This window comes from Maribacter aquimaris, assembly GCF_014596745.1.
GTDB lineage: Bacteria > Bacteroidota > Bacteroidia > Flavobacteriales > Flavobacteriaceae > Maribacter_A > Maribacter_A aquimaris.
The window spans coordinates 167749-189423 of sequence record NZ_JABTCF010000009.1 but is presented as its reverse complement, the minus strand read 5'-3'; the positions used below and the strand labels follow the sequence as shown (position 1 = coordinate 189423).

The window sequence follows — 21675 nt, the reverse complement described above, 5'->3', positions numbered from 1 at the left end:
TCGGGATTGCGAATCTTCGGGATGTGATTCCTGTAATCCAATCCGGCCTTTAGGGAATGCATTTGGAAGCTAAGTAGACCATTTTCCTTGTGCCTTATAGAAAACCTTTGAATACGATTTAGTCCTAGTTTATCACTGCATTGATCTTTTCCCATAAGGCATTGTCAAAACTAGAGGGTCCCAACTGCATTTCCCCGGCACTATCCCCACAACGAACGATTACTAAATCTTTACTGGGAACAACATAAATTTTCTGGTCATTGGCACCTAGGGCGGCAAACATATCATCTGGGGCGTTAGGGACCAAAGGGCCTGAGTTGACGGTCGTGGAGGTGGTGCCGACATAAGATTCCTTGCCATTTAACCACCATAGATAACCGTAAGATTTATTAATGTCCTGTGAGGTGTTGGTCATCTCATCAAAATAGGATTTACTGACAATAGTGGTGCCGTCCCAAATGCCCTCATTCAGCATTAAAAGTCCAAATCTGGCCATACTTCGCGTATTACTATTGTAGATATTCAGTCCTAAATTACTTGTCCATTGGCCTTCCATTCCAATTTTATCCGTAACCCTGGTCTTGCAATATTCTTGGAATGTAACACCAGTGCTTTCTGTAATCATGTCCTGTAGCAGCATAAAAGCCCCTTGGTGGTACGCCCAGCTAGTGCCGGCATCAGCAGTATAATCAAGACAGATTGGCAAATTACAAACCCATGGTACATAATCGCCTAAATGCGGAATGAGTCCTGTTGTCATGGTTAAGTGATGCCTCACAGTTATCAATTCCTGTTTTTCAATACTTAATTTGCTCCAGTCCTCACCTAGATAATCCGACGTTTTGTTGTTGATATCCAATAGTCCCTCATCTTGCGCGATACCCACAAAGGTTGCTGTCAGGCTTTTAGCTACTGAATACCAGGTCCATTCCGTATCTTGGTTATGGCCATTGAAGTATTTTTCCATAACAATCCTTCCGTTTTTAAGAATGATAAAACCTTTGGTGTTGGTTGCTTCGAGGTAATTGGTCAAATCCTGTTCATTTTCGGTTTTCCAATTTAATTGGGCTGTAGTCACCGTTTCCCAAACGTCGCCCTGTAAGGATGGAAAATACATTCCAGTGGGTGCGGGGGGTTCATTCACATCATTGTCCGAATCGCTGCTGCAACCAATAACAAGGAGAAAAAAGAAGGAAAGAAATGTGAATACTAAGGGTTTCATGTTACGTCCAATTTTTGTTTTGATAATTAAATGGATATAAGGTTTAACGAAAAAAGTTAAGAATTCGTGTTTAATCACAATAGTTCCTATGTCAAGTTGTACTTTTGCACCCCATTAGAAAGTTATGCGAACAAAATCACTTAAGAAAAACAAAATCAACGTAGTAACCTTAGGTTGCTCTAAGAATGTCTACGATTCAGAAGTACTCATGGGACAATTACGGGCCAACGATAAGGATGTGGTTCATGAGGAAGAGGGGAATATCGTGGTCATCAATACCTGTGGATTTATTGACAATGCCAAGGAGGAAAGTGTAAATACCATTTTGGAATATGTTGAAAAGAAAGAGGCGGGTGAGGTTGATAAGGTATTTGTAACCGGTTGTTTGAGTGAGCGCTATAAGCCCGACCTTCAAAAGGAAATCCCTGATGTGGATGCCTATTTCGGAACTAGTGAGTTGCCTAGTCTGTTAAAGGCCTTAGAGGCGGATTATAAGCATGAATTGATAGGGGAAAGAATGACCACCACCCCAAAGAATTATGCGTATTTGAAAATTGCCGAAGGGTGCGATAGACCTTGTTCCTTTTGTGCCATTCCTTTAATGCGTGGAAAGCACAAGAGTACGCCTATTGAAGCATTGGTTACCGAATCCCAAAAATTGGCGGCCAAAGGGGTGAAGGAATTGATATTGATTGCCCAGGACCTTACCTATTATGGGTTGGACCTCTATAAAAAACGAAATCTGGCAGAGCTACTGCAAGAATTGGTAAAAGTGGAGGGTATTGAATGGATTCGTCTGCATTATGCTTTTCCAACTGGTTTTCCGATGGATGTGTTGGATGTCATGAACAACGAGCCTAAGATTTGCAATTATTTGGATATACCCTTACAGCATATTTCCGATCGACTTTTAAAAAGTATGCGACGTGGTACGACCCAAAAGAAAACCACAAAACTTATAGCGGATTTCAGGAAGTATGTCCCAAATATGGCGATTAGAACAACCTTGATCGTAGGCTATCCTGGAGAAACTGAGGAAGATTTCCAAACATTGAAATCGTGGGTCACAGCAATGCGTTTTGAACGTTTGGGTTGTTTTACCTATAGCCATGAGGAAAATACCCATGCCTATAATTTAGTTGATGATGTTCCTGAAGAGGTAAAGCAGGAACGAGCCAATGAAATCATGGAAATCCAATCCCAAATCTCTTGGGAGTTGAATCAGGGGAAAATAGGAAAAACGTTTCGATGTATCATCGATCGTAAAGAGGGTAATTATTTTGTGGGTAGAACCGAGTTCGATTCGCCGGATGTGGATAATGAGGTGCTGATTGATGCCGCTAAATTCTATTTGAAGCAGGGGGAATTTGCATTGATAAAAATTACCGATGCTGCCGATTTTGACCTTTACGGGGAACCTGAAGAGTTGGTAGGGGCCCAAAAATAAGTTTATCTTCCTTTACTTTTAAATTATCAACGGCTTAGGGTGTGCGTGATTTAATCCTTATTTTAGGGGCTAATAATCAACACCCAACCGTAGTATGTTGTATGTTTTCGCTTTGATCCTTTCTTTGGCGTTCATTGTTTTGGGAATTGTACGCTGGAAAATCCATCCCTTTTTTGTGCTGTTTATTGCAGCTATTGGTTATGGATTCATCACAGGAATGGGGGTCCCCGACATTTTGAATGCCATCAATGAAGGTTTTGGGGGACTAATGGGTAAAATTGGACTCATTATATTTTTCGGGGTTGTCATAGGAACGGTATTGGAAAAATCCGGTGGTGCAATGGTGATTGCAGAGAAAATGATCCATGTCATTGGCGAGAAATCCATTCATTTGGCGATGTTGCTTACCGGGTATTTAATGTCGATTCCCGTTTTTGCGGATAGTGCCTTTATTATGATGAATTCATTGAACAAAGCCCTATCCCAAAGAGCTAAAAAATCATATGCAGGTACATCCGTTGCTCTGGGTTTGGGTCTTTTTGCTACCCATGTAATGGTGCCGCCGACTCCCGGACCTATTGCAGCTGCTGGAATATTAAAGGCCGATTTGGGCAATGTTATCCTATGGGGTATCATCGTCAGTTCAATTGCCTTGGTGCCGAGTTATTTTTTTGCGACCAAGATAGCCTCCAAAACGAAGATTCCTATTTTTTTGGAAAATGTCAAGGAAAAAGGATACCGACCCAAACTGTGGATTTCATTGTTGTCAATCCTGGTTCCTATATTTTTAATCGTTTTAAAATCGGTTTTCGATTATCCTGATGCCCATTTGACGTCCAACGTCCTGTATCCGCCCATATCCTTTTTAGGCACCCCTGTTATCGCTTTGTTGTTGGGGGTGGCACTTTCCTTGATGCTGCCAAAGAAACTCGATGAGAGGGTCTACTCGGCGACAGGATGGTTTGGAGAGGCTTTGAAGTCCGCGGCCCCAATAATATTGATAACGGGAGCAGGGGGTGTTTTTGGTAAAATGTTGCAAAGCTCGGGTATTGCCGAATTGATAACCGAGAATTTCTCCGATTTGAGTATCGGGCTGTTTTTACCTTTCTTATTGGCTGCTTGCTTAAAGACCACCCAAGGCTCCTCAACGGTGGCGTTGATAACAACAGCATCGATCATAGCTCCGATAATGCCTGCTTTGGGCTTGGATAGTACCATGATGACCACAATGACCGTTTTGGCCATAGGGGCAGGTTCTTTAGTAGTTTCACATGCCAATGATAGTTTCTTTTGGGTATTTACCCAATTGACAGGCATGGATGTGAAACAAGGGAATAAAACCTTGACCTTGGGTACATTGGTTCTCGGCGTTTCGGCAATTTGCGTTATTTATCTCATTTCGGTTTTTGTCAATTGATTCAGTCGACCATAAAAAGGGCGTTTGCGAAAAAGAGCTTTCCGTTTTCCCAAAATCCTCTGAACAACGGGTTGTCTACCATATAAATAACCTGTCCAGATCCATGGGGTTCAACGCCGAACACCAAGGTGTTTGCTATTTTTTGTTGTGCTAGGCTTCCTGCAAAACCTGCAACGGGCGTATTTTTATTTTCTTCAAGATAGACCACCGAACCGTTTGTTAAGTAGGCATAGGCGTCTGACCCGTTTTTTAAGGTGAAGTAGGTGTCGGTATACCCAAAGGCCAAAGGATGGGTGTTGTCAACCTTTGTTTTGAAGATGGCCCCGGTTATATTTTTTTTGATGGATTCCCGTTCGGTTTCGTCAAAGACCTGCAGGTTTATGGATGAGTCCTGTGGGATTTCCTTGGCTTTGATGTTAAAACCATTTTCCCCAAGGAGCCCTTTTATTGCCCCTCCCATGGCAATCAGTTTACCACCGTTGGATATCCAATTTTCTATGTCGGCCATTTTGTACTCGTCCAGGTAATTTTTATACCCACGGCCATTGGGCAGTATAAGAATATCGTATTCGGGTAGGTCAACGCGACCCAAATAATCCGAATCAATAACGGTAATCGGATAGTGGAGTTGCTGTTCAAAATAGTGCCAGATCTCACCAAACTGAAGGGTTGAGGTGGGTTTCCCTGAGAGTATTGCGATTTTTGGTTTTTTCGTCATTTGAACGTAATGCGATCCAAAATCTTTGCCAGATTCCACAAAACCGGTGGATACTGCGGTCAATGATATTTTGTGTTTATCGGCGATTTTACCCAATGACTCCAAAAACAAAGGATGGTTTTTATTGTCCCCCTTGGCAATGATCAAACTCCCTCTGTCATATGACTTTCCTTCCAGGGAAAAGGGTTTATAGGAATGTCGGACCTTTATCTTGTTTTCCAATAATTCAGCCAAGAACCGGGCATCTTTAAAACTATGCCACTCCGTTAGGTAGGCATAGGCCTTTTTGTCCAAGGTTTGCTTGGGTATCTTTTTTCTTGTGTAAGGGGCTTTGGGGACTAAACTTTGGGAAGCCAATGCCTTTAGTCCGTAGGCATATGGCAGGGACCAAGCCGTGATATCATAGGTGACCGAATCACTTAGTTTTGTAGTCGGCTCAAGGAGTACCTTTACCAAGGTGCTTTTCGGCTGGTCAGTGGAAATAACCAAACTATTGTGGTCTATTTTCATGCTACCCGTTTTTCCGGTTCCATACCTAAAGCCTTTTAGGGTCGCCGCCTTGCCTTGCCCATATTCAATTTCGTGCTTATCCAATAGTTCTGTCAGCGCTTCAATGTTATCGGCATTTCCGTTCAATACATAACTTTTGTAGGTGTAATCCTTGTAGGTATAGAACTTTTTGAATTCCTCATTCAATTTTTTGGCGTTTTTACCGGCAACTTCCACTGTGGATAAACCTGTGGTTATATGGTGGGCGACCCTGTCCTTCAAAGTAAGCGTATCCCCGATCTGGGTTATGATACCTAAACCGGCCCTACCGCTTCCTCCTTGTTCATAGGTCATGCCAATGCCGCCATTGTACATAGGGTAGGTGTCCCCGTAGCTGGGGTAAAGCAAATCAAACACTTCCTTTGTAAAATAAAACCAGCCATTGGCATCAAAATACTTGGCATGGTTTTTTCCGATCGTGGTCTGGAATTCCTTTTGAAACGGAGTGATGACTTCGTGGTAAGGTTCTGCGGCTGGGGCAAAATAATAGGGACTATTTATTCCCTGTTCGTGAAAATCAACATGAACATGGGGCAGCCATTTGTTGTAGACCTTTAATCGATTTTGACTTTCAATCTGGGTAAGCCAGGCCCAATCCCTATTTAAATCGAACATATAGTGGTTGCTTCGTCCATTCCACCAGCCCTCATGATGTTCCTTACTATTGGGGTCTATGTTGTTAGGGGTGTTCTTATATTGGTTGTACCAGTTTACATAACGATCACGTCCATCAGGATTGATACAAGGGTCTATAAGTACAACGGTATGCTCTAAATAGGCACTTTTATGGGTTAATAATTCAAAGATGGTTTGCATCGAAGCTTCAGTACTTGCACTTTCATTGCCATGGACATTATAACTCAACCAAACAATGGCCTTGTCAATAGTAGTGCCTTCGCCCGTGGTGCTTTTTAAATGCACTTCACGAATATTTTCCAGATTATCCATGTTTTCTACTGAAGTAACAATGGCCAAAAGCAACGGTCTTCGCTCATTGGTTTTGCCATATTCCAGCAGTTGTACACGGTCTGGGGCATTATCTGCCAGATATTGATAATAATCGACAACCTCATGGTGCCTGGTAAATTGCGTACCTAGTTCATATCCCAAAAATTCGGAAGGTGATTTTAAATGCTGGGCCGATAGGCTGCAGGTAAAGATAATTAAGAGAAGAAGTGAAAGTTGCCTCATATTTGGATTTGGGTTTGCGATGGTTCAATTTAACAATTAAAACAATAGATAGCGTTAACTTTCTGTAATCGACCCGCTTTTATAGATTAAGGGTTGCGGTAATTAACGTATTTTTAGGAACAAGAAAATCCAAGTGTTTTATCTTTACCCCAATTTTTGATGTTTATATGGATATTGACTGTTTACCCTTTAAGGATACCGGATATTTTTCAGATTTAATATGCGATTATATTGATGATAAGGAAGACCTGAGGTCTTTCTATAATCGATATCCGAATATCGAAAATTTCAAAGGGCAACTTGAAGAAAAGTTGGCCAATTACCCGGAGGATAATCGGGCGATACTTTTTGATGCCCTCCAAGAACAATATAAGGGGGTTGCTATTTCCAGGGAAACCAAGGATAATTTAATACAACTCAAGGAACCCATAACGTATACCATTGTTACAGGCCATCAATTGAATTTATTTACGGGCCCCCTCTATTTCCTATATAAGATAATATCGACCATTAATCTGACCAAAGCCTTAAAGAAGAAATATCCTAGGTTTAATTTTGTGCCGATTTATTGGATGGCTACCGAGGACCATGATTTTGAGGAAATCAATTACTTTAATTTCAAGAATAAAAAAATACAGTGGAACAGGGATGCTTCCGGAGCGGTAGGCCGACTCAATACAGACGGTTTGGAAGGGATGTACGAAACCTTTGCCAATGAATTGGGGGGAGGCGTAAATGCGGATGCCTTAAAAGATCTTTTTAAAAAGGCGTATCTGGAACATGCTACCTTGGCAGCGGCAACCCGGTATCTCGCCAATGGGCTTTTTGGGTCATACGGACTTGTAATTGTCGATGGGGATGATAAAAGCTTGAAAAAATTATTGGTTCCCTATGCCAAAAAGGATATATTCGATAGGGTTTCGTTTGACAAGGTTACCGATACCATTTCCCAATTAAGACAGCTTACCGATTCTTATAATATTCAGGTCAATCCCAGGGAAATCAATTATTTTTATATAAAGGATGCGATTCGGGAACGTATTGTTGAGGCAAAGGATGGATTTCAAGTGAATAATACCGATATCCGGTTTAGCAAGGAAGCATTATTGGAAGAACTCAATACCCATCCTGAACGATTTTCACCCAATGTGATCGCCCGACCGTTATATCAAGAGATCATTCTTCCCAATCTGTGCTATATCGGAGGTGGGGGCGAACTGGCCTATTGGCTCGAATTGAAAGCCAATTTTGAGGCTGTGGGGATTACTTTCCCCATTCTATTGCCAAGGAATTCAGCACTTGTCCTAACGGGGAAACAACAACGGAAATTGGATAATATGAATCTGTCCGTGAAAGATCTCTTTTTAAGACGAAACCAACTCATCAATAAGAAAATCAGGGAAATCTCAAATATCAATATTGATTTTTCCCCTCAGAGGAAGTTATTGAAAGAACAATTCAAGGCCCTATATGATATTGCCTCCCAGACCGATGCTTCTTTCTTGGGAGCGGTTAAGGCCCAGGAAGTAAAGCAATTAAAGGGATTGGATGCCTTGGAGGCCCGTTTGCTTAAAGCCCAAAAGCGTAAATTGAAAGACCATGTTGAACGGATGACCCAAATACAGAACGAACTGTTCCCGGGACAATCGCTACAGGAAAGAAATCTCAATTTCTCAGAATTGTATCTTGAATATGGGGAAGTGTTGATACCCATGCTGTTCGAAACATTGGACCCCTTAAAACTCGAGTTTACCATACGAACCGCTGATTAGATATGGTGTTGGGGAAGATTTCATTACATAGGATCAACCTTCTTTCCTTACTTTCCTTTTTTGCGATAACAGGTATTACCTTTTTTAAGGCTGCGTTGGAACTGGAAGATGCGGAACAGGCCTATTATTCACAATGGTTACGTTGGGGCTATGACGATCAACCGCCGCTTTATACTTGGTTGCAATATGGGGTAAACCAGGTGTTTGGTAGTCAGAAGGTTTCATTTTCCATGTTTCGGGGGCTCATTTTTGCATGTATATTATTCTTGTTGTGGCAATTTGCACGTAAAATGATCAAGGATGGGAAAAAGGCGGAATTGGCCATAATGGGGTTGGTCTTGGTTCCTGTTTTCATCGATTTTACATTTCGAAGATTATCCCATACTTCATTGCTATGTGCGGCTATAATCGCTTCCTATTTAATTGTACAACGATTGATCTATCAAAAAACATGGGGGAATTATGTGCTCTTTGGTCTTGTCGTGGGCATTGGTGCCATGTCCAAATATAATTATGTGTTCTTTTTGGCCGCTTTGGGCTTAACATTGTTTTTTGATGCCTCCATACGACGGATTATTTTCAATAAGAAGATGGTTGTGACCTTGTTGGTGGCAGCCGTATTGTTTTTTCCCCATGGGTATTGGCTTTTTGGTCCTGAAGGGTTTCTAACGGAGCTTCGTGAAAGTATCCGTCTGAAAACAGAAAATCAATCTGAAAATGGCATATTCGTTATAGGTCCGTTGTTTTCCTTACTTTTGAATTTGATTGGAATGATCGCTCCTTTGGTAGTGGTGGTCACATTGGCGTACGTCCTAAGGAAAGTCCGATTCGAAAGGCTGAAACTTGATTGGTTTGCAAAACTAGCCATGACCCAGATCACGGTGTTGATGCTGTTTTTTGTTGTTATGGACGTTCAAAAAATAGAGGAGCGTTGGTTATTGCCATTAGTGTTGCCATTTATGGTGTTGCTTGTTCGTTCTCTTGGGTTCAACTCAGTCAGAAAATGGTCAACTTACGGATTTGTCATTTTTCTTACCGTCGTCGGTTTGCAAGTACTGCGGACTCCAGCGGAAAAGGTATTGGGTATTCGGTCTTCGGTGCATTTTGGTTTTGAACCTTTATACGATGTGTTGCAGAAAGATTATGGGGAGAAGAAGTGGATGCTCCCGGATGTTACCTACGCAGGCAATATAAGATTGCTCGACCCCAAAAGGGAAGTATTCGCCAAGGATGATTTTTCCTTGCCCAAATCAAAAATGGTGAATTTTGATGGTGTTGAGGTCGTTTTGGAAAGGGGATTGTTAAAATACAAAAGAGTGCTGGATAGTATTCCTGATTTTGGAAAAGAACGGAATACCATATTTATAGTAACGTTTGAAGGGGATAAGGATTCTCGTTCAATAAAATAGATTTAAAATCGTACTTAATGCATAACATTGATATTGAAGTGGTTGAAATGACATTGGATGTCATGAAATACGCCATTAATCGAATTACAAAAACCACACCCGAATTAGGCAAGCCCAAAAAAGAGGAAGAGCTTCGTGAATTGGTTGGTGAGACCATAACACCCAAGGGTATCGGGGGTGAATATGCCTTTAGTCTATTTAGGGATGTATTGGTCAAGGCGACCGTGCCTATCGATCACCCCAGACATTTGGCCTTTGTTCCGGCGGCTCCCACAAGGGCGGCGATCATGTTCGATTTGGTGACCTCGGCTTCGAGTATCCATGGGGCCTATTGGATGGAAGGCGCTGGGGGTATTTTTTGTGAGAACGAAGCTATGAAATGGTTGGTGTCCCTTACGGGATTGCCAAAAGGGGCTTTCGGGGTCTTTACCAGTGGGGGAACGGCGGCCAATCTATCGGCCATGGTAACGGCAAGGGAGAATTGGCGTAAAAACCCTGATAACCGTAATAGAAAAGCCTTGGTAATTACCTCGGAAGGGGCCCACTCATCAATAAAGGCCATGGCCAAAGTTATTGATGCCGATGTGCTTTTGGTAGAGACCGAGGATTTTATGACTGCGGATATGTTGAAGGAGAAAATCGCTGGATTGGATGCGGGTCAACGTAAACGACTGTTTGCCGTAGTGGCGACCGGTGGGACTACGAATGCAGGTATTATCGATGATTTGGAGGGTGTTGCCCAGGTGTGTTCCCAGGAAAACCTTTGGTTTCATGTAGATGCCGCCTATGGCGGGGGAGCTTTGGTGGTCGATTCTGTAAGTCATTTGTTCCGTGGTATCGAAAAAGCGGATAGTATAACCATTGACCCCCATAAATGGCTCTTTTCGCCATATGATTGCGGTGCGGTCATTTATAAAAATCCAGAATTGGCCAAAGAGGCACATGCCCAAGAAGGTTCTTATTTGGAGATTTTCAAGGATGAAGGTGCCCGAGGCTTCAACCCGGCCGATTATCAGATTCAATTGACTCGAAGGGTGCGGGGATTGCCTTTATGGTTTTCCTTGGCCATGCATGGCACTGATAAATACAAATGGGCTGTAGAAGAGGGGATAAAACTGGCAAACTTGGCCGGTGAACTCATCGAAGATCATAATGATTTGGAACTGGTCCGTGAACCTAGTCTGTCCTGTGTACTTTTTAGACGAAAAGGGTGGTCACCCGATGATTATAGAAAATGGACGTACAAGAATCATGAGGATGGTTTTGCCTTGGTGACCCCTACAAAATGGACGACCAAAGGTGTGCCTGAAACCGTAGCTCGGTTTTGCTTTATCAACCCGGATACGAGCATCGAGGATATCGTTGCCATTTTGCAATCCATGGAGTGAAAAATACCCTAGGGTACGAGATATTCGTTATACCAACCTTGGTCACTTTTGGAAAACTTGATTTTTGTGTGCCCCTTAGTATTGAGTTTAAGGCATTCTATCCGAAAAGGTTCAATATCCACAATGGAAAAATAATCACCTTCCTTCAAATATTCCAAAGAGCTAGGGTGGCTAATCGTAGTCCCTGGCGCTTCGGTGGTGATATAGTCTTTACGGGCTTCGCTGCCTATGGTTTCCCAGGTTTCTCGAATTTGGAATTGATCCGAATTAATACTGGCCATGGCTTCTATACGCAATTGAAGGAGTTTCTGGGGATGATAGAATAATAGACTGACCCTCGGATTTTCTTTGATGTGTAATACCTTTTTGGAGCGTTTATCCGTGAAAAAGGTCAATTTCAGATCGTTGGAAACATTTCTAAGGGCCACCAACCTTAAGCGGGCGAACTTGTCTACGCCCAAGGTGGCAATGGTGAAATAATGGAAAGGATGTTTCCTTTCCTTGGCACCATTTTTTAATTCCGATTTTATTTCGTCAAAACTGCTCTCCATGGGATTGTGCTTACAATCATAAAGATAAAAAAAGACCCTGTAAATTCGCCAATTAAAATAGAATACTTGGGTTTTATATTGCCTTTTATACGCGTTTGTTGTCCCTGTTCTTTTTAGGTAAGGAAGATTTTTTATTTAAAAGGGTAGGGTATTTGTGAAGTAGGTTGTTATATAAATAAATTGCTATGAATTGGAAAATTTAGTTAAATAATCAATTCGTTCATGTGCTAAGTTGGTTTTTTGATTTGGAAAGCCTCGATGTAGGGTTGAGGCTTTTTTATTTTTATAGCGATGGTTGCAGTGGAACTCAATATTACAACCACTTCAGAAAGAATTCCATGATATCTTCCTTAAAATCATAATGTAATTTGATGTAATGCTTTAGGTCATCATATAACGGACGTTTTTCGTATTGCACCTGTCCGTCAATATTTTTGTAATGATCGGCGCTATGTAGATTGCCCAATTTGGCACGACAACGGTGTAAGAGCTTGCCGATGGCATCACGTTCGATCAAGATTCTATTCTGAAAGTTCTCCAAATCTAATGAGGACTGTCCATGGTCTTCCCTACCGGCAATTTCCTCCAATTTTTTTTGAAACATATCCAATTCGGACAAATGGAACTTCAATTCCCTTTTCCAGATTTCCAAATTAAAGGTAAGGTCGCTTGAATATACGGCTTCTGTCTGCATACTATTTGGTTTTACATTTATATTTAGTTTATCCTCGTTTTTGCATAGCAGGTTCACCTTAAAGGCCTTTTGAGGTGTTCAGCAGCATCAATTCAAAACCATTATACTCATGTAAGGCCGTATTGCCAAAGGGCTCATATGTACTATAAATATAAGGAATTTTGCTTAGAATCCCTTTGGGTTAATCATTAAAAACCATACGTTTTCCATGGACCTTCTGAATGGATTGTTGTTGCTTTTTCGTGCTGAAGACGATAAAGAGGGCTTATTAAGGGGACTAATTAGCGGTATCTGTTTATAAGTTTTGTAATTCTTGCATAAATATCCTGTTAAGACCCTTTCACAAAATTTGCATTTTACTATTTTTGCCCATGCAAAATAACGTCCTAATACTCGATTTTGGTTCCCAGTATACGCAACTCATCGCTAGAAGGGTTAGGGAACTGAATATTTTCTGTGAAATAAAACCATACAATAAAGTGCCTGAGGATATGTCTTCCTATAAGGCCGTAATTCTTTCAGGTTCGCCCTTTTCTGTGCGTTCCGAGGATGCTCCGCATCCCGATCTCTCAAAGATCAAAGGAAAGATACCGTTGCTTGGGGTTTGTTATGGAGCCCAATATTTGGCCCATTTCAACGGGGGTAAGGTAGAACCTTCCAATACAAGGGAGTATGGTCGTGCCCGTTTGACAAATATTAAAAGCGATGAACCTTTCTTTTATGGTATCATTGGCGGTTCCCAGGTTTGGATGAGCCATAGTGATACTATTCAGGATTTGCCGGAGAATGCCGTAGTGTTGGCCAATACCGCGGATGTTAAAAATGCAGCATATAGAATAGACGGAGAGGATACATATGCAATCCAATTCCATCCAGAAGTATATCACACAAGCCAAGGGAAGATAATATTGCAAAACTTTCTCGTGCATATTGCCGGCTTGGAGCAGACTTGGACCCCGGATGCTTTCGTTGAAACAACCGTTTCACAATTGAGGGAGAAAGTGGGTACTGACAAAGTGATCCTAGGATTATCGGGGGGAGTGGATTCAACCGTGGCTGCCGTGTTGTTGCATAAGGCCATTGGGAAAAACCTGCATTGTATTTTCGTGAACAATGGTTTGTTGCGTAAAAATGAATTCCAAGAGGTTCTTGATCAGTACGAGGATATGGGGCTTAATGTAAAGGGTGTTGATGCTTCGGCACGCTTTTTGGATGCATTGGCAGGGGAAAGTGACCCCGAGGGAAAACGGAAGATCATAGGTAAGGTTTTTATCGATGTTTTTGATGATGAAGCCCATTTGGTCAAAGATGCAAAGTGGTTGGCACAAGGCACAATATATCCTGATGTGATTGAATCCGTATCGGTGACAGGGGGGCCTTCGGCAACGATAAAGAGTCACCATAATGTTGGGGGATTACCCGATTTTATGAAATTGAAAGTTGTTGAGCCCTTAAAAATGTTATTTAAGGATGAAGTTCGAAGAGTGGGGGCGAGTATGAAGATCTCCGGTGATCGATTGGGCCGTCACCCGTTTCCTGGTCCTGGTTTGGCCATTCGTATATTAGGGGATATTACCCGTGAAAAAGTCGCCATTTTACAAGAAGTTGATGCGATTTTTATCGATGGATTAAGGGAATGGGGACTTTATGATAAGGTTTGGCAGGCCGGAGCCATGCTTTTACCCGTAAATAGTGTAGGGGTAATGGGGGATGAAAGAACCTATGAAAAATGTGTAGCTTTGCGTGCTGTTGAAAGTACCGATGGTATGACTGCCGATTGGGTAGATTTGCCTTACGAGTTTTTACAGAAAACATCTAATGAAATAATTAATAAAGTACCGGGTGTAAATAGAGTGGTTTATGATATTAGTTCTAAACCGCCCGCTACTATAGAATGGGAATAGTTATGAGTCAATTTTTCAAGAACAGTATTGTATTGCTTCTCTTTATTTTTATAGGTAGCAATGCAATGGCCCAAAAGTTCACTACCCATGCGGTAAAAAAGGGGGAGACATTGGAAAGTATCTCCAAACAGTATAAGGTTGCCCCGTCCACTATTTTATCCTACAATAAGGAAATCCAACAGGGTGGGACTATAAAACCGAATACCATTTTGGTGATTCCCGTAGGGGCCAAGGCTGCCCAGGATGCTATTGCGACCGGTGAAAAAGAATCGGTAAGCCTATTCAAAAAGGAAGAACCGGTACAAGCAGAACCTATTGGTTTTACGACCCATAAGGTTAGAAAGCGGGAAACGTTATACGGTATATCGCAACGGTATCATATTACCGAAGATGATATAAAAAGATACAATTCTGAATTATACTCTTCCCAACTTAAAAAGGGAATGAAAATAAAAATCCCCAAATACAGGAGGGTAAAGCCGGAGGATAATGCAATCAATGAGGATGATTATGAAGTGTATACCGTAGCACCAAAGGAAACCCGTTGGAGTATAGCCCATAAATATGGTATTACCATCGATAGTCTGTTGGTATTGAACCCTGGACTATCGAAGATGACCGATCATTTATCTGAAGGGCAGGAGCTTAAAATGCCCAAACTTTTGGGAAGTACCATCAAGGGGCAAGAGACCCAATTGTACCTTTCCTATACGGTACCCCCGAAAATGAATTTTTACCGTTTGGAGAAACAGTTCAATGTGAAATCGGATGAAATTGTTCGGTTGAATCCAGAGATAGCGGAACGCGGTGGGTTAAAAGAGGGAATGGTTATTCGAATTCCTGAGCAAAAGTCAGATCCAGGGGAAGTCAATACGGATAATTTTATTTTTTATGAGGTTAAGCCGAAGCAAACCGAATTTTCATTGACCCGGAAATTGGGTATTACCTATATAGAGCTTTTGAAATTGAATCCTGATTTAAAGGATGGGTTAAAAGCGGGAATGGTGTTGAAATTGCCTAAGGACCAAGCGGGTGATTTTGAAGTACGGAATTCCTTGGTTTTAGACAAAATCGACCTTTTGGATAGTATCAATCCAATGAATCGCCCAAAATTGGTATTCATGTTGCCTTTCCGTCTTGATCGTTTAAACCTAAAGAACAAGGAAGAGGTACGGGAAATCATTGAGAATAGAAATAGCCTGAAATATAGTTTAGGACTTTATTCTGGGGCTTTGATGGCTATTGATTCGGTCGCCAAACTTGGTATTTCGGTTGATGTAGAAACGTATGACAACCAATTGGACCTTTCCAAAACAAAGGAAATTCTATCAAAGGATAATTTAGCTGATGCCAGTGCAATCATTGGGCCATTGGACCTTGCTTCTTTAAAGGAGGTTGCGGTAAGGGCTGCCCAGAACAAAGTACCTGTCATAGCCCCTATACCTGCCGAAAGTGATTTGAGTCTGGGTAATGTGTTCTTTTCGTATACCTCGGACAGTGTATTGCGCGACAAAATATTAGCGTATGTCGAGGATAAATTGACGAATGAGAATATTATCGTCATTGCCGATGAAAAGAGTCAATTGGCCAAAGCCATGATCCAGAAAAGATTTCCCGGCGCCAAAATTTTGGAGGTTAAAGAGGAGAAAAAGAATATTGGCATCAACAGGGACAAATTAGCTTCGATGATGTCCGAGGAAGTAGAAAATTGGGTTTTTGTCGAGACTGATAATTTCAAGTTGATTGCAAGTGTGGTTTCCATATTAAATTCATTTGAGGCCACATTGTTAAATCCAGAGGTGAGTAAGGAAAAGGTGAAAGTTCGTATGTTCACCACCAATAAGAACAAGGCATTCGATAATGACATCATATCAAGTACCCACTTATCAAACCTAAATTTTACTTATCCATCGGTTTATCGTGAAGTAGCGAATAGCGCATTTGTAGAGGCTTATAATAAGCGCTTCGGCGATGCGCCGGACCGTTATGCGGTTCGCGGTTTTGATCTGACCTATGACTTGCTTTTGAAATTGGCATACAAGAACAATTTAATGGATGTGTCCAAAATCATTGGGGAAACTGAATATACAGGCAATAAGTTCTCTTATGAAAAGGATTCGAGTTCCGGCTATTTTAACCAAGCCTCCTATATTATGACCATAGATAACTTGAGGGTAGTCCAAATAACAGATTAGATATGACATCAAAAGTAACCTATACGGGAAATTTGCGAACCACATGCGTTCATTTGCGTTCGGGGGATTCTTTTATCACGGATGCCCCAGTGGACAATAATGGGTTGGGAAAGGCATTTTCACCTACCGATACGGTGGCGACAGGCTTGGCGAGTTGCATGTTGACCATGATGGGCATCAAAGCGAGGGATATGGATATGGATTTGGTCGATGCGACAGCGGAGGTAACCAAACATATGGCTGCGGATCCCCGAAGGATTTGCAAGATTGAGGTAGCTCTAAGTGTGCCTTCCAAGTTTTCGGATAAACAACGTAAGATTTTGGAAAATACGGCCAGAACCTGCCCGGTACTGCATAGCTTGCATCCTGAAATTGAAAAAGTGATTTCCTTCAATTGGGTACTTTAAATTATTTTTTGTTATTTGTGATAGCCATGGGTATTGGTCGTGCCCAGGAGTATGAAACCATTGCATGGAGTCCTGTGCGTAAACTAGTATGGGAAGATTTTAAAGGGGAGGTCCCGGAAAATAATCGCGCCGCTGCTGTCACGGCCAGTGGCATCACTTATCAATTTTCAACCCAGGGCACTAAAGTTGGTATGGAAATCGATTTTAAGGTAACAACACTTTTCTATCCCAATAAATCATGGTACCAGCCTCATTTGTGCGATGCTTTTATTTTGGGACATGAACAGCTTCATTTTGATATATCGGAATTGTATGCCCAAAAGATGAGGGAACGATTGGAAGCCGCCGATTTCACCCATAATGTAAAGGCTGAGGTAAAATCGATATATCGGGAAATTCTTGAAGAGCTTGATGCATATCAGGATCTTTATGATATACAGACGAATTTTTCCAGGGATAGCGTACAACAATCCTTGTGGGAAAACAAGGTAAGGGAGGAATTGAAAAACTGAGTCCACAACCTCTGGTTACACCAGGATTTGGTTTTCGTATCGATGTATGGGATGTCTTTAATATTAATTCATTTAGTTTTATGCCATGGAGGTTAAACCGGATTATAAAAAACTTATTGAGCTTGCCCATTATAGGATGCCTATAGGGAAGTTTAAAAATCGCTATTTGTTGGATTTGCCAGAGCCTTATTTGGTGTGGTTTCATCAAAAAGGGTTTCCTGATGGGAAGCTTGGGGATTTGATGAGATCTATGTTAGAGATCAAAATCAACGGATTGGAACCCTTGGTTCGTAAAATTCAGAAAGAATTTCCCAAGTAATCCCTGCGATTTCTTATTGCAATTTGTATTTTTGCCTGCGTTACGAACACAATCGAACGCTTCATGTCACAAACCAAATATATTTTTGTAACCGGTGGGGTTACTTCCTCCCTTGGAAAAGGGATTATTGCCGCATCCTTGGCTAAATTACTTCAAGCGAGGGGTTACAAAACAACCATTCAAAAATTAGACCCTTATATCAATGTTGATCCGGGAACCCTGAATCCGTATGAGCATGGCGAGTGTTATGTGACCGATGATGGGGCCGAGACCGACCTGGATCTTGGGCATTACGAACGTTTTCTGAATGTTAAGACCTCACAGGCGAATAATGTAACCACCGGTAGGATCTACCAAAGTGTCATTGAAAAGGAGCGCCGGGGAGAGTTCTTGGGCAAGACCGTTCAGGTTGTTCCACATATCACCAATGAAATCAAGGAAAGGGTTCAGATTTTAGGCAAAAGTGGTGAATATGATATCGTAATCACTGAAATCGGGGGTACCGTTGGGGATATTGAATCTTTACCTTACATAGAAGCTGTTCGTCAATTGTTATGGGAATTGGGTGATAATAATGCCATCGTTATCCACCTTACCTTGGTCCCTTATCTTTCAGCAGCGGGGGAATTGAAAACCAAGCCAACCCAGCACTCTGTCAAAACTTTGATGGAGAGTGGAATCAAAGCGGATATTCTGGTCTGTAGGACAGAGCACGAGTTATCTGATGAAATAAAGAACAAATTGGCGCTGTTTTGCAACGTACGACGTGAGGCGGTCATTCAATCCATTGATGCCTCTACCATCTATGATGTGCCGATCCTGATGCAACAAGAAGGCTTGGATACCGTGACATTGAAAAAATTGGCATTGTCCGATACCACCCCACCCGATTTAAAGCAGTGGGATCAGTTTTTACGCCGTCATAAGAATCCCAAACATGAAGTGACCATTGGTTTGGTCGGTAAATATGTAGAACTTCAGGATTCGTATAAGTCCATATTGGAATCGTTTATACATGCTGGGGCAAGTAACGAGGTGCGGGTCAATGTGCGATTTATCCATTCGGAACATATTTCGAAGAAAACCAATGGGAAAATATTACAAGGACTTGACGGTATTTTGGTTGCTCCGGGATTTGGGGAACGGGGTATCGAAGGTAAGATAGAAGCTGTTCGCTATGCCCGTGAAAATAATATTCCATTTTTGGGAATCTGTTTGGGTATGCAAATGGCAGTGATAGAATTTGCCCGTAATGTATTGGGGTTGGAAAATGCCAATTCTACCGAAATGGATGGAAGTACTCCACACCCGGTTATTAGTCTTATGGAAGAACAGAAGACCATTACCAATAAAGGAGGTACTATGCGATTGGGGGCCTGGGATTGTCATTTGATAGATGGGACCTTGGTACAAAAGGTTTATCATGGGGCTACCGATATTTCCGAACGCCATCGCCACCGTTATGAGTTTAATAACAAGTATAAGGAACAATTGGAAAATGCAGGGTTGATAACTTCAGGGATCAACAAGGAGACTGGTTTGGTAGAAATCGTTGAATTGGCCGACCATCCTTGGTTTATTGGGGTGCAATACCACCCAGAATATAAAAGTACCGTTGCAAATCCACATCCTTTATTTGTAGGATTGGTCAAAGCGGCATTAAATCACAAAAAAGAACAAAGTAATGCCAGTATGGCATAAACTGCACATTTGGGCATATATTTGCTGACTGACTAATTCTTTATGGAGTAAGCGTTTAGGGTTATAGTGGCATATGGGATACTATTTACATATTATAATATTGATAAATAATTAAATGGAAGAAAAGAAGTTAGATATTAATTCTATTATAGGCTTTGTGCTGATTTTTGGGATACTTATTTTTATGTTTTACCAAAACAGGCCGACTCCCGAAGAACTAGCAGCCCAAAAAGCAAAGCAGGAACAGGTAGCAGCCCAAGAAAAGGAAGAAGAAACACCATTAATGACGGAGGAAGAGGCTCCCCTAGCCATAAATCTTCAGGATTCCACCGCTATTGCCAATTATAAAGGTGCGATTGGTGCCTTTGGATATACCACCCCTACAGAAGGTGTTACCACTTTGGAGAATGAATTGGTTACCCTCAAGATAGACAATAAAGGAGGAGCGATTGTAGAGGCCAAAATGCGAAATTTCGTCACCTTTGATTCCGTTCCGGTATATTTGGTTAAGGATGGCAACGCTTCGTTTGGATTGAATTTTACAACATCCGATAATCGCGCACTCAATACGAGGGATCTTTATTTTGAACCATCGATGGGTAATAATGGTGAAAACCAAGTGCTCTCGATGAAAGCCAAGGTTGGGCCCGACAAATATTTGGAGTATCGCTATGAAATGAAACCGAATGATTATTTGGTCGATTTCACGATTCGTTCCCAAGGATTGAATGGGATTATCAATAGCAGTAAGCCTGTTCAATTGGAATGGAAATTAAACGGGATCCGCCATTCGAAAAGTATTCAATATGAAAACCGATATACACGACTGACGTATAGCCATGAAGATGGTAAAATCAGTAAACTCTCTGAAGGGAAGGATGATGAAGAGACTGAAACTGATGTAAAATGGTTATCGTACCGTCAACATTTCTTTAGTTCCATCCTAGCCACTGAAGAGCACTTTAAAAAAGCCGAATTGTCTTCCCAGAACTTGGTCGAGGAAGAAAGTAGAACATTCGGTTTTACCAAGGTCTTTGGTGCCAAGGTGCCCTTGGAGGTAAATGGGGGGGAACTTTCCCAAAACATGCATTGGTACTACGGACCTACCGATGTTGATGTCTTAAAACATTATGAGGAATTGGGTCTTGAGGATTCCATTCCTTTTGGTTGGGGAATATTCGGATGGATCAATAGGTATGTATTTACGCCTTTTTATTCGTTCCTAAGCACGTACTTCCCTTATGGGATTGCCATTGTGATAATGACCATTTTGGTTCGTTTGGCCATGTCACCGGTAACGTACAAGTCGTATTTGTCACAGGCTAAAATGAAAGTACTTAAACCTGAGATTACCGAACTGGGTGAAAAGTATAAGGACAATGCCATGAAAAAGCAACAAGAGACTATGAAGCTTTATAATAAGGCTGGGGTTAGTCCTATGAGCGGTTGTGTGCCTGCATTCTTGCAAATGCCGATATTCTATGCACTGTTCATGTTCTTCCCAACATCTTTCGCATTGCGTCAAAAGTCATTCCTATGGGCAGATGACCTTTCTTCCTTTGATACGATTTATCAATTCCCGGAAGGTTTCTCAATTCCTTTTTATGGAGACCATATAAGTTTGTTCCCTATTTTAGCCTCTATTGCCATCTTCTTTTATATGATGATGACCACAGGGCAGAATATGCCGCAACAACCGGGAATGCCCAACATGAAATTTATCATGTACTTAATGCCGTTTATGATGTTGTTCTTCTTTAACAACTATGCGAGTGGTTTGAGTTTGTATTATTTTGTATCGAATTTGATTACCATAGGTATCATGATGGTCATTAAGAAATTCATACTGGACGATAATAAAATACACGCACAAATACAAGTGAATAAAACCAAGCCTAAAAAGGAGAATAAATTTCAGCGTAAGATGCGTGAAATGATGGAGCAGGCTGAAGAACAGAAAAAAACAGGTAAAAGATAACTGTTGATTCAAAATAATCGCTGCAATACAACTTCCCTGTCGATAAAGGGATGGATAATAGACCAAAAACAAAAAGCCCTGACATTACGTCGGGGCTTTTAGCATTCAATTGATTTAGTTTGGTAAGATTTGGGATTACAAATATGGAGCATATTACTAGTTTACAGAATAAAAAGTTGTAAAGCGTCCAGTTTTGTATGTTAAAGGATCTTGTGGTGTTGTTTGTTGATTTGATTGGTTCCTTTGAAGCTCAATACGCCATAAAAAAACTTCCAAGTCCAAACTTGAAGTATGTTCAAAT

Annotated in this window: 16 protein-coding genes; 12 read left to right on the top strand and 4 right to left on the bottom strand. The window is 41.4% G+C overall.

All coding sequences use genetic code 11. The features are described from left to right. Positions 1-124 precede the first annotated feature (124 nt). Positions 125-1222, bottom strand: a complete 1098-nt coding sequence (locus tag HPE56_RS14455; RefSeq protein WP_188244466.1) for a serine hydrolase domain-containing protein — start codon at positions 1220-1222, stop codon at positions 125-127. A gap of 124 nt (positions 1223-1346) precedes the next feature. On the opposite strand from HPE56_RS14455, the gene rimO reads away from it, so the two are divergent. Both rimO and HPE56_RS14445 read left to right on the top strand, forming a co-directional pair. Next, positions 1347-2669, top strand: a complete 1323-nt coding sequence (rimO, locus tag HPE56_RS14450; RefSeq protein WP_188244465.1) for a 30S ribosomal protein S12 methylthiotransferase RimO — start codon at positions 1347-1349, stop codon at positions 2667-2669. 94 nt (positions 2670-2763) lie between these two features. Continuing rightward, a complete protein-coding gene (locus tag HPE56_RS14445; RefSeq protein ID WP_188244464.1) occupies positions 2764-4086 on the top strand; it encodes a GntP family permease in 1323 nt (440 codons plus the stop codon). Between the two features lies 1 nt (position 4087). Here HPE56_RS14445 and HPE56_RS14440 read toward each other — a convergent pair whose 3' ends face one another. Then, positions 4088-6544, bottom strand: coding sequence for a M14 family metallopeptidase (locus tag HPE56_RS14440; protein ID WP_188244463.1), 2457 nt, complete (start codon positions 6542-6544; stop codon positions 4088-4090). 167 nt (positions 6545-6711) lie between these two features. Here HPE56_RS14440 and bshC point away from each other — a divergent pair, with 167 nt between their 5' ends. The 3 genes from bshC to HPE56_RS14425 are packed head-to-tail and all read left to right on the top strand — an operon-like array spanning position 6712 to position 11113. Further along, on the top strand, positions 6712-8316 hold the full coding sequence (gene bshC / locus HPE56_RS14435; RefSeq protein ID WP_188244462.1) for a bacillithiol biosynthesis cysteine-adding enzyme BshC: 1605 nt from the start codon (positions 6712-6714) through the stop codon (positions 8314-8316). Between the two features lie 2 nt (positions 8317-8318). Continuing rightward, positions 8319-9725 carry an ArnT family glycosyltransferase gene (locus HPE56_RS14430; protein ID WP_188244461.1) on the top strand — a complete coding sequence of 469 codons (1407 nt, stop codon included), beginning with the start codon at positions 8319-8321 and terminating at the stop codon, positions 9723-9725. 17 nt (positions 9726-9742) lie between these two features. Then, positions 9743-11113, top strand: coding sequence for a pyridoxal phosphate-dependent decarboxylase family protein (locus HPE56_RS14425; RefSeq protein ID WP_188244460.1), 1371 nt, complete (start codon positions 9743-9745; stop codon positions 11111-11113). A gap of 8 nt (positions 11114-11121) precedes the next feature. Here the strand turns inward: HPE56_RS14425 and HPE56_RS14420 are convergent, their stop codons facing one another. Next, complete coding sequence (locus HPE56_RS14420) at positions 11122-11664, bottom strand: pyridoxamine 5'-phosphate oxidase family protein (RefSeq protein ID WP_188244459.1); 543 nt, start codon at positions 11662-11664, stop codon at positions 11122-11124. A gap of 313 nt (positions 11665-11977) precedes the next feature. Next, complete coding sequence (locus HPE56_RS14415; RefSeq protein ID WP_188244458.1) at positions 11978-12358, bottom strand: hypothetical protein; 381 nt, start codon at positions 12356-12358, stop codon at positions 11978-11980. A gap of 371 nt (positions 12359-12729) precedes the next feature. On the opposite strand from HPE56_RS14415, the gene guaA reads away from it, so the two are divergent. From guaA to yidC, 7 genes are all read left to right on the top strand, one after another. Continuing rightward, positions 12730-14262: a glutamine-hydrolyzing GMP synthase gene (gene guaA, locus HPE56_RS14410; protein WP_188244457.1), complete on the top strand. Its 1533-nt coding sequence runs from the start codon at positions 12730-12732 to the stop codon at positions 14260-14262. A 2-nt stretch (positions 14263-14264) separates the two neighbouring features. Then, positions 14265-16457: a LysM peptidoglycan-binding domain-containing protein gene (locus HPE56_RS14405; RefSeq protein WP_223170321.1), complete on the top strand. Its 2193-nt coding sequence runs from the start codon at positions 14265-14267 to the stop codon at positions 16455-16457. 2 nt (positions 16458-16459) lie between these two features. Beyond that, positions 16460-16864 (top strand): OsmC family protein, encoded by a 405-nt coding sequence (locus HPE56_RS14400; protein ID WP_188244455.1) that lies wholly within the window; start codon positions 16460-16462, stop codon positions 16862-16864. Positions 16865-16881: 17 nt separating this feature from the next. Next, positions 16882-17376: a DUF922 domain-containing protein gene (locus HPE56_RS14395; protein WP_317173212.1), complete on the top strand. Its 495-nt coding sequence runs from the start codon at positions 16882-16884 to the stop codon at positions 17374-17376. 85 nt (positions 17377-17461) lie between these two features. Continuing rightward, positions 17462-17695 (top strand): DUF3820 family protein, encoded by a 234-nt coding sequence (locus HPE56_RS14390; RefSeq protein ID WP_109649738.1) that lies wholly within the window; start codon positions 17462-17464, stop codon positions 17693-17695. Between the two features lie 63 nt (positions 17696-17758). Continuing rightward, on the top strand, positions 17759-19396 hold the full coding sequence (locus HPE56_RS14385) for a CTP synthase (RefSeq protein WP_188244454.1): 1638 nt from the start codon (positions 17759-17761) through the stop codon (positions 19394-19396). A gap of 115 nt (positions 19397-19511) precedes the next feature. Beyond that, entirely contained in the window at positions 19512-21374 is a 1863-nt protein-coding gene (gene yidC, locus HPE56_RS14380) for a membrane protein insertase YidC (RefSeq protein WP_188244453.1), read from the top strand. The last annotated feature ends 301 nt before the right edge of the window (positions 21375-21675 follow it).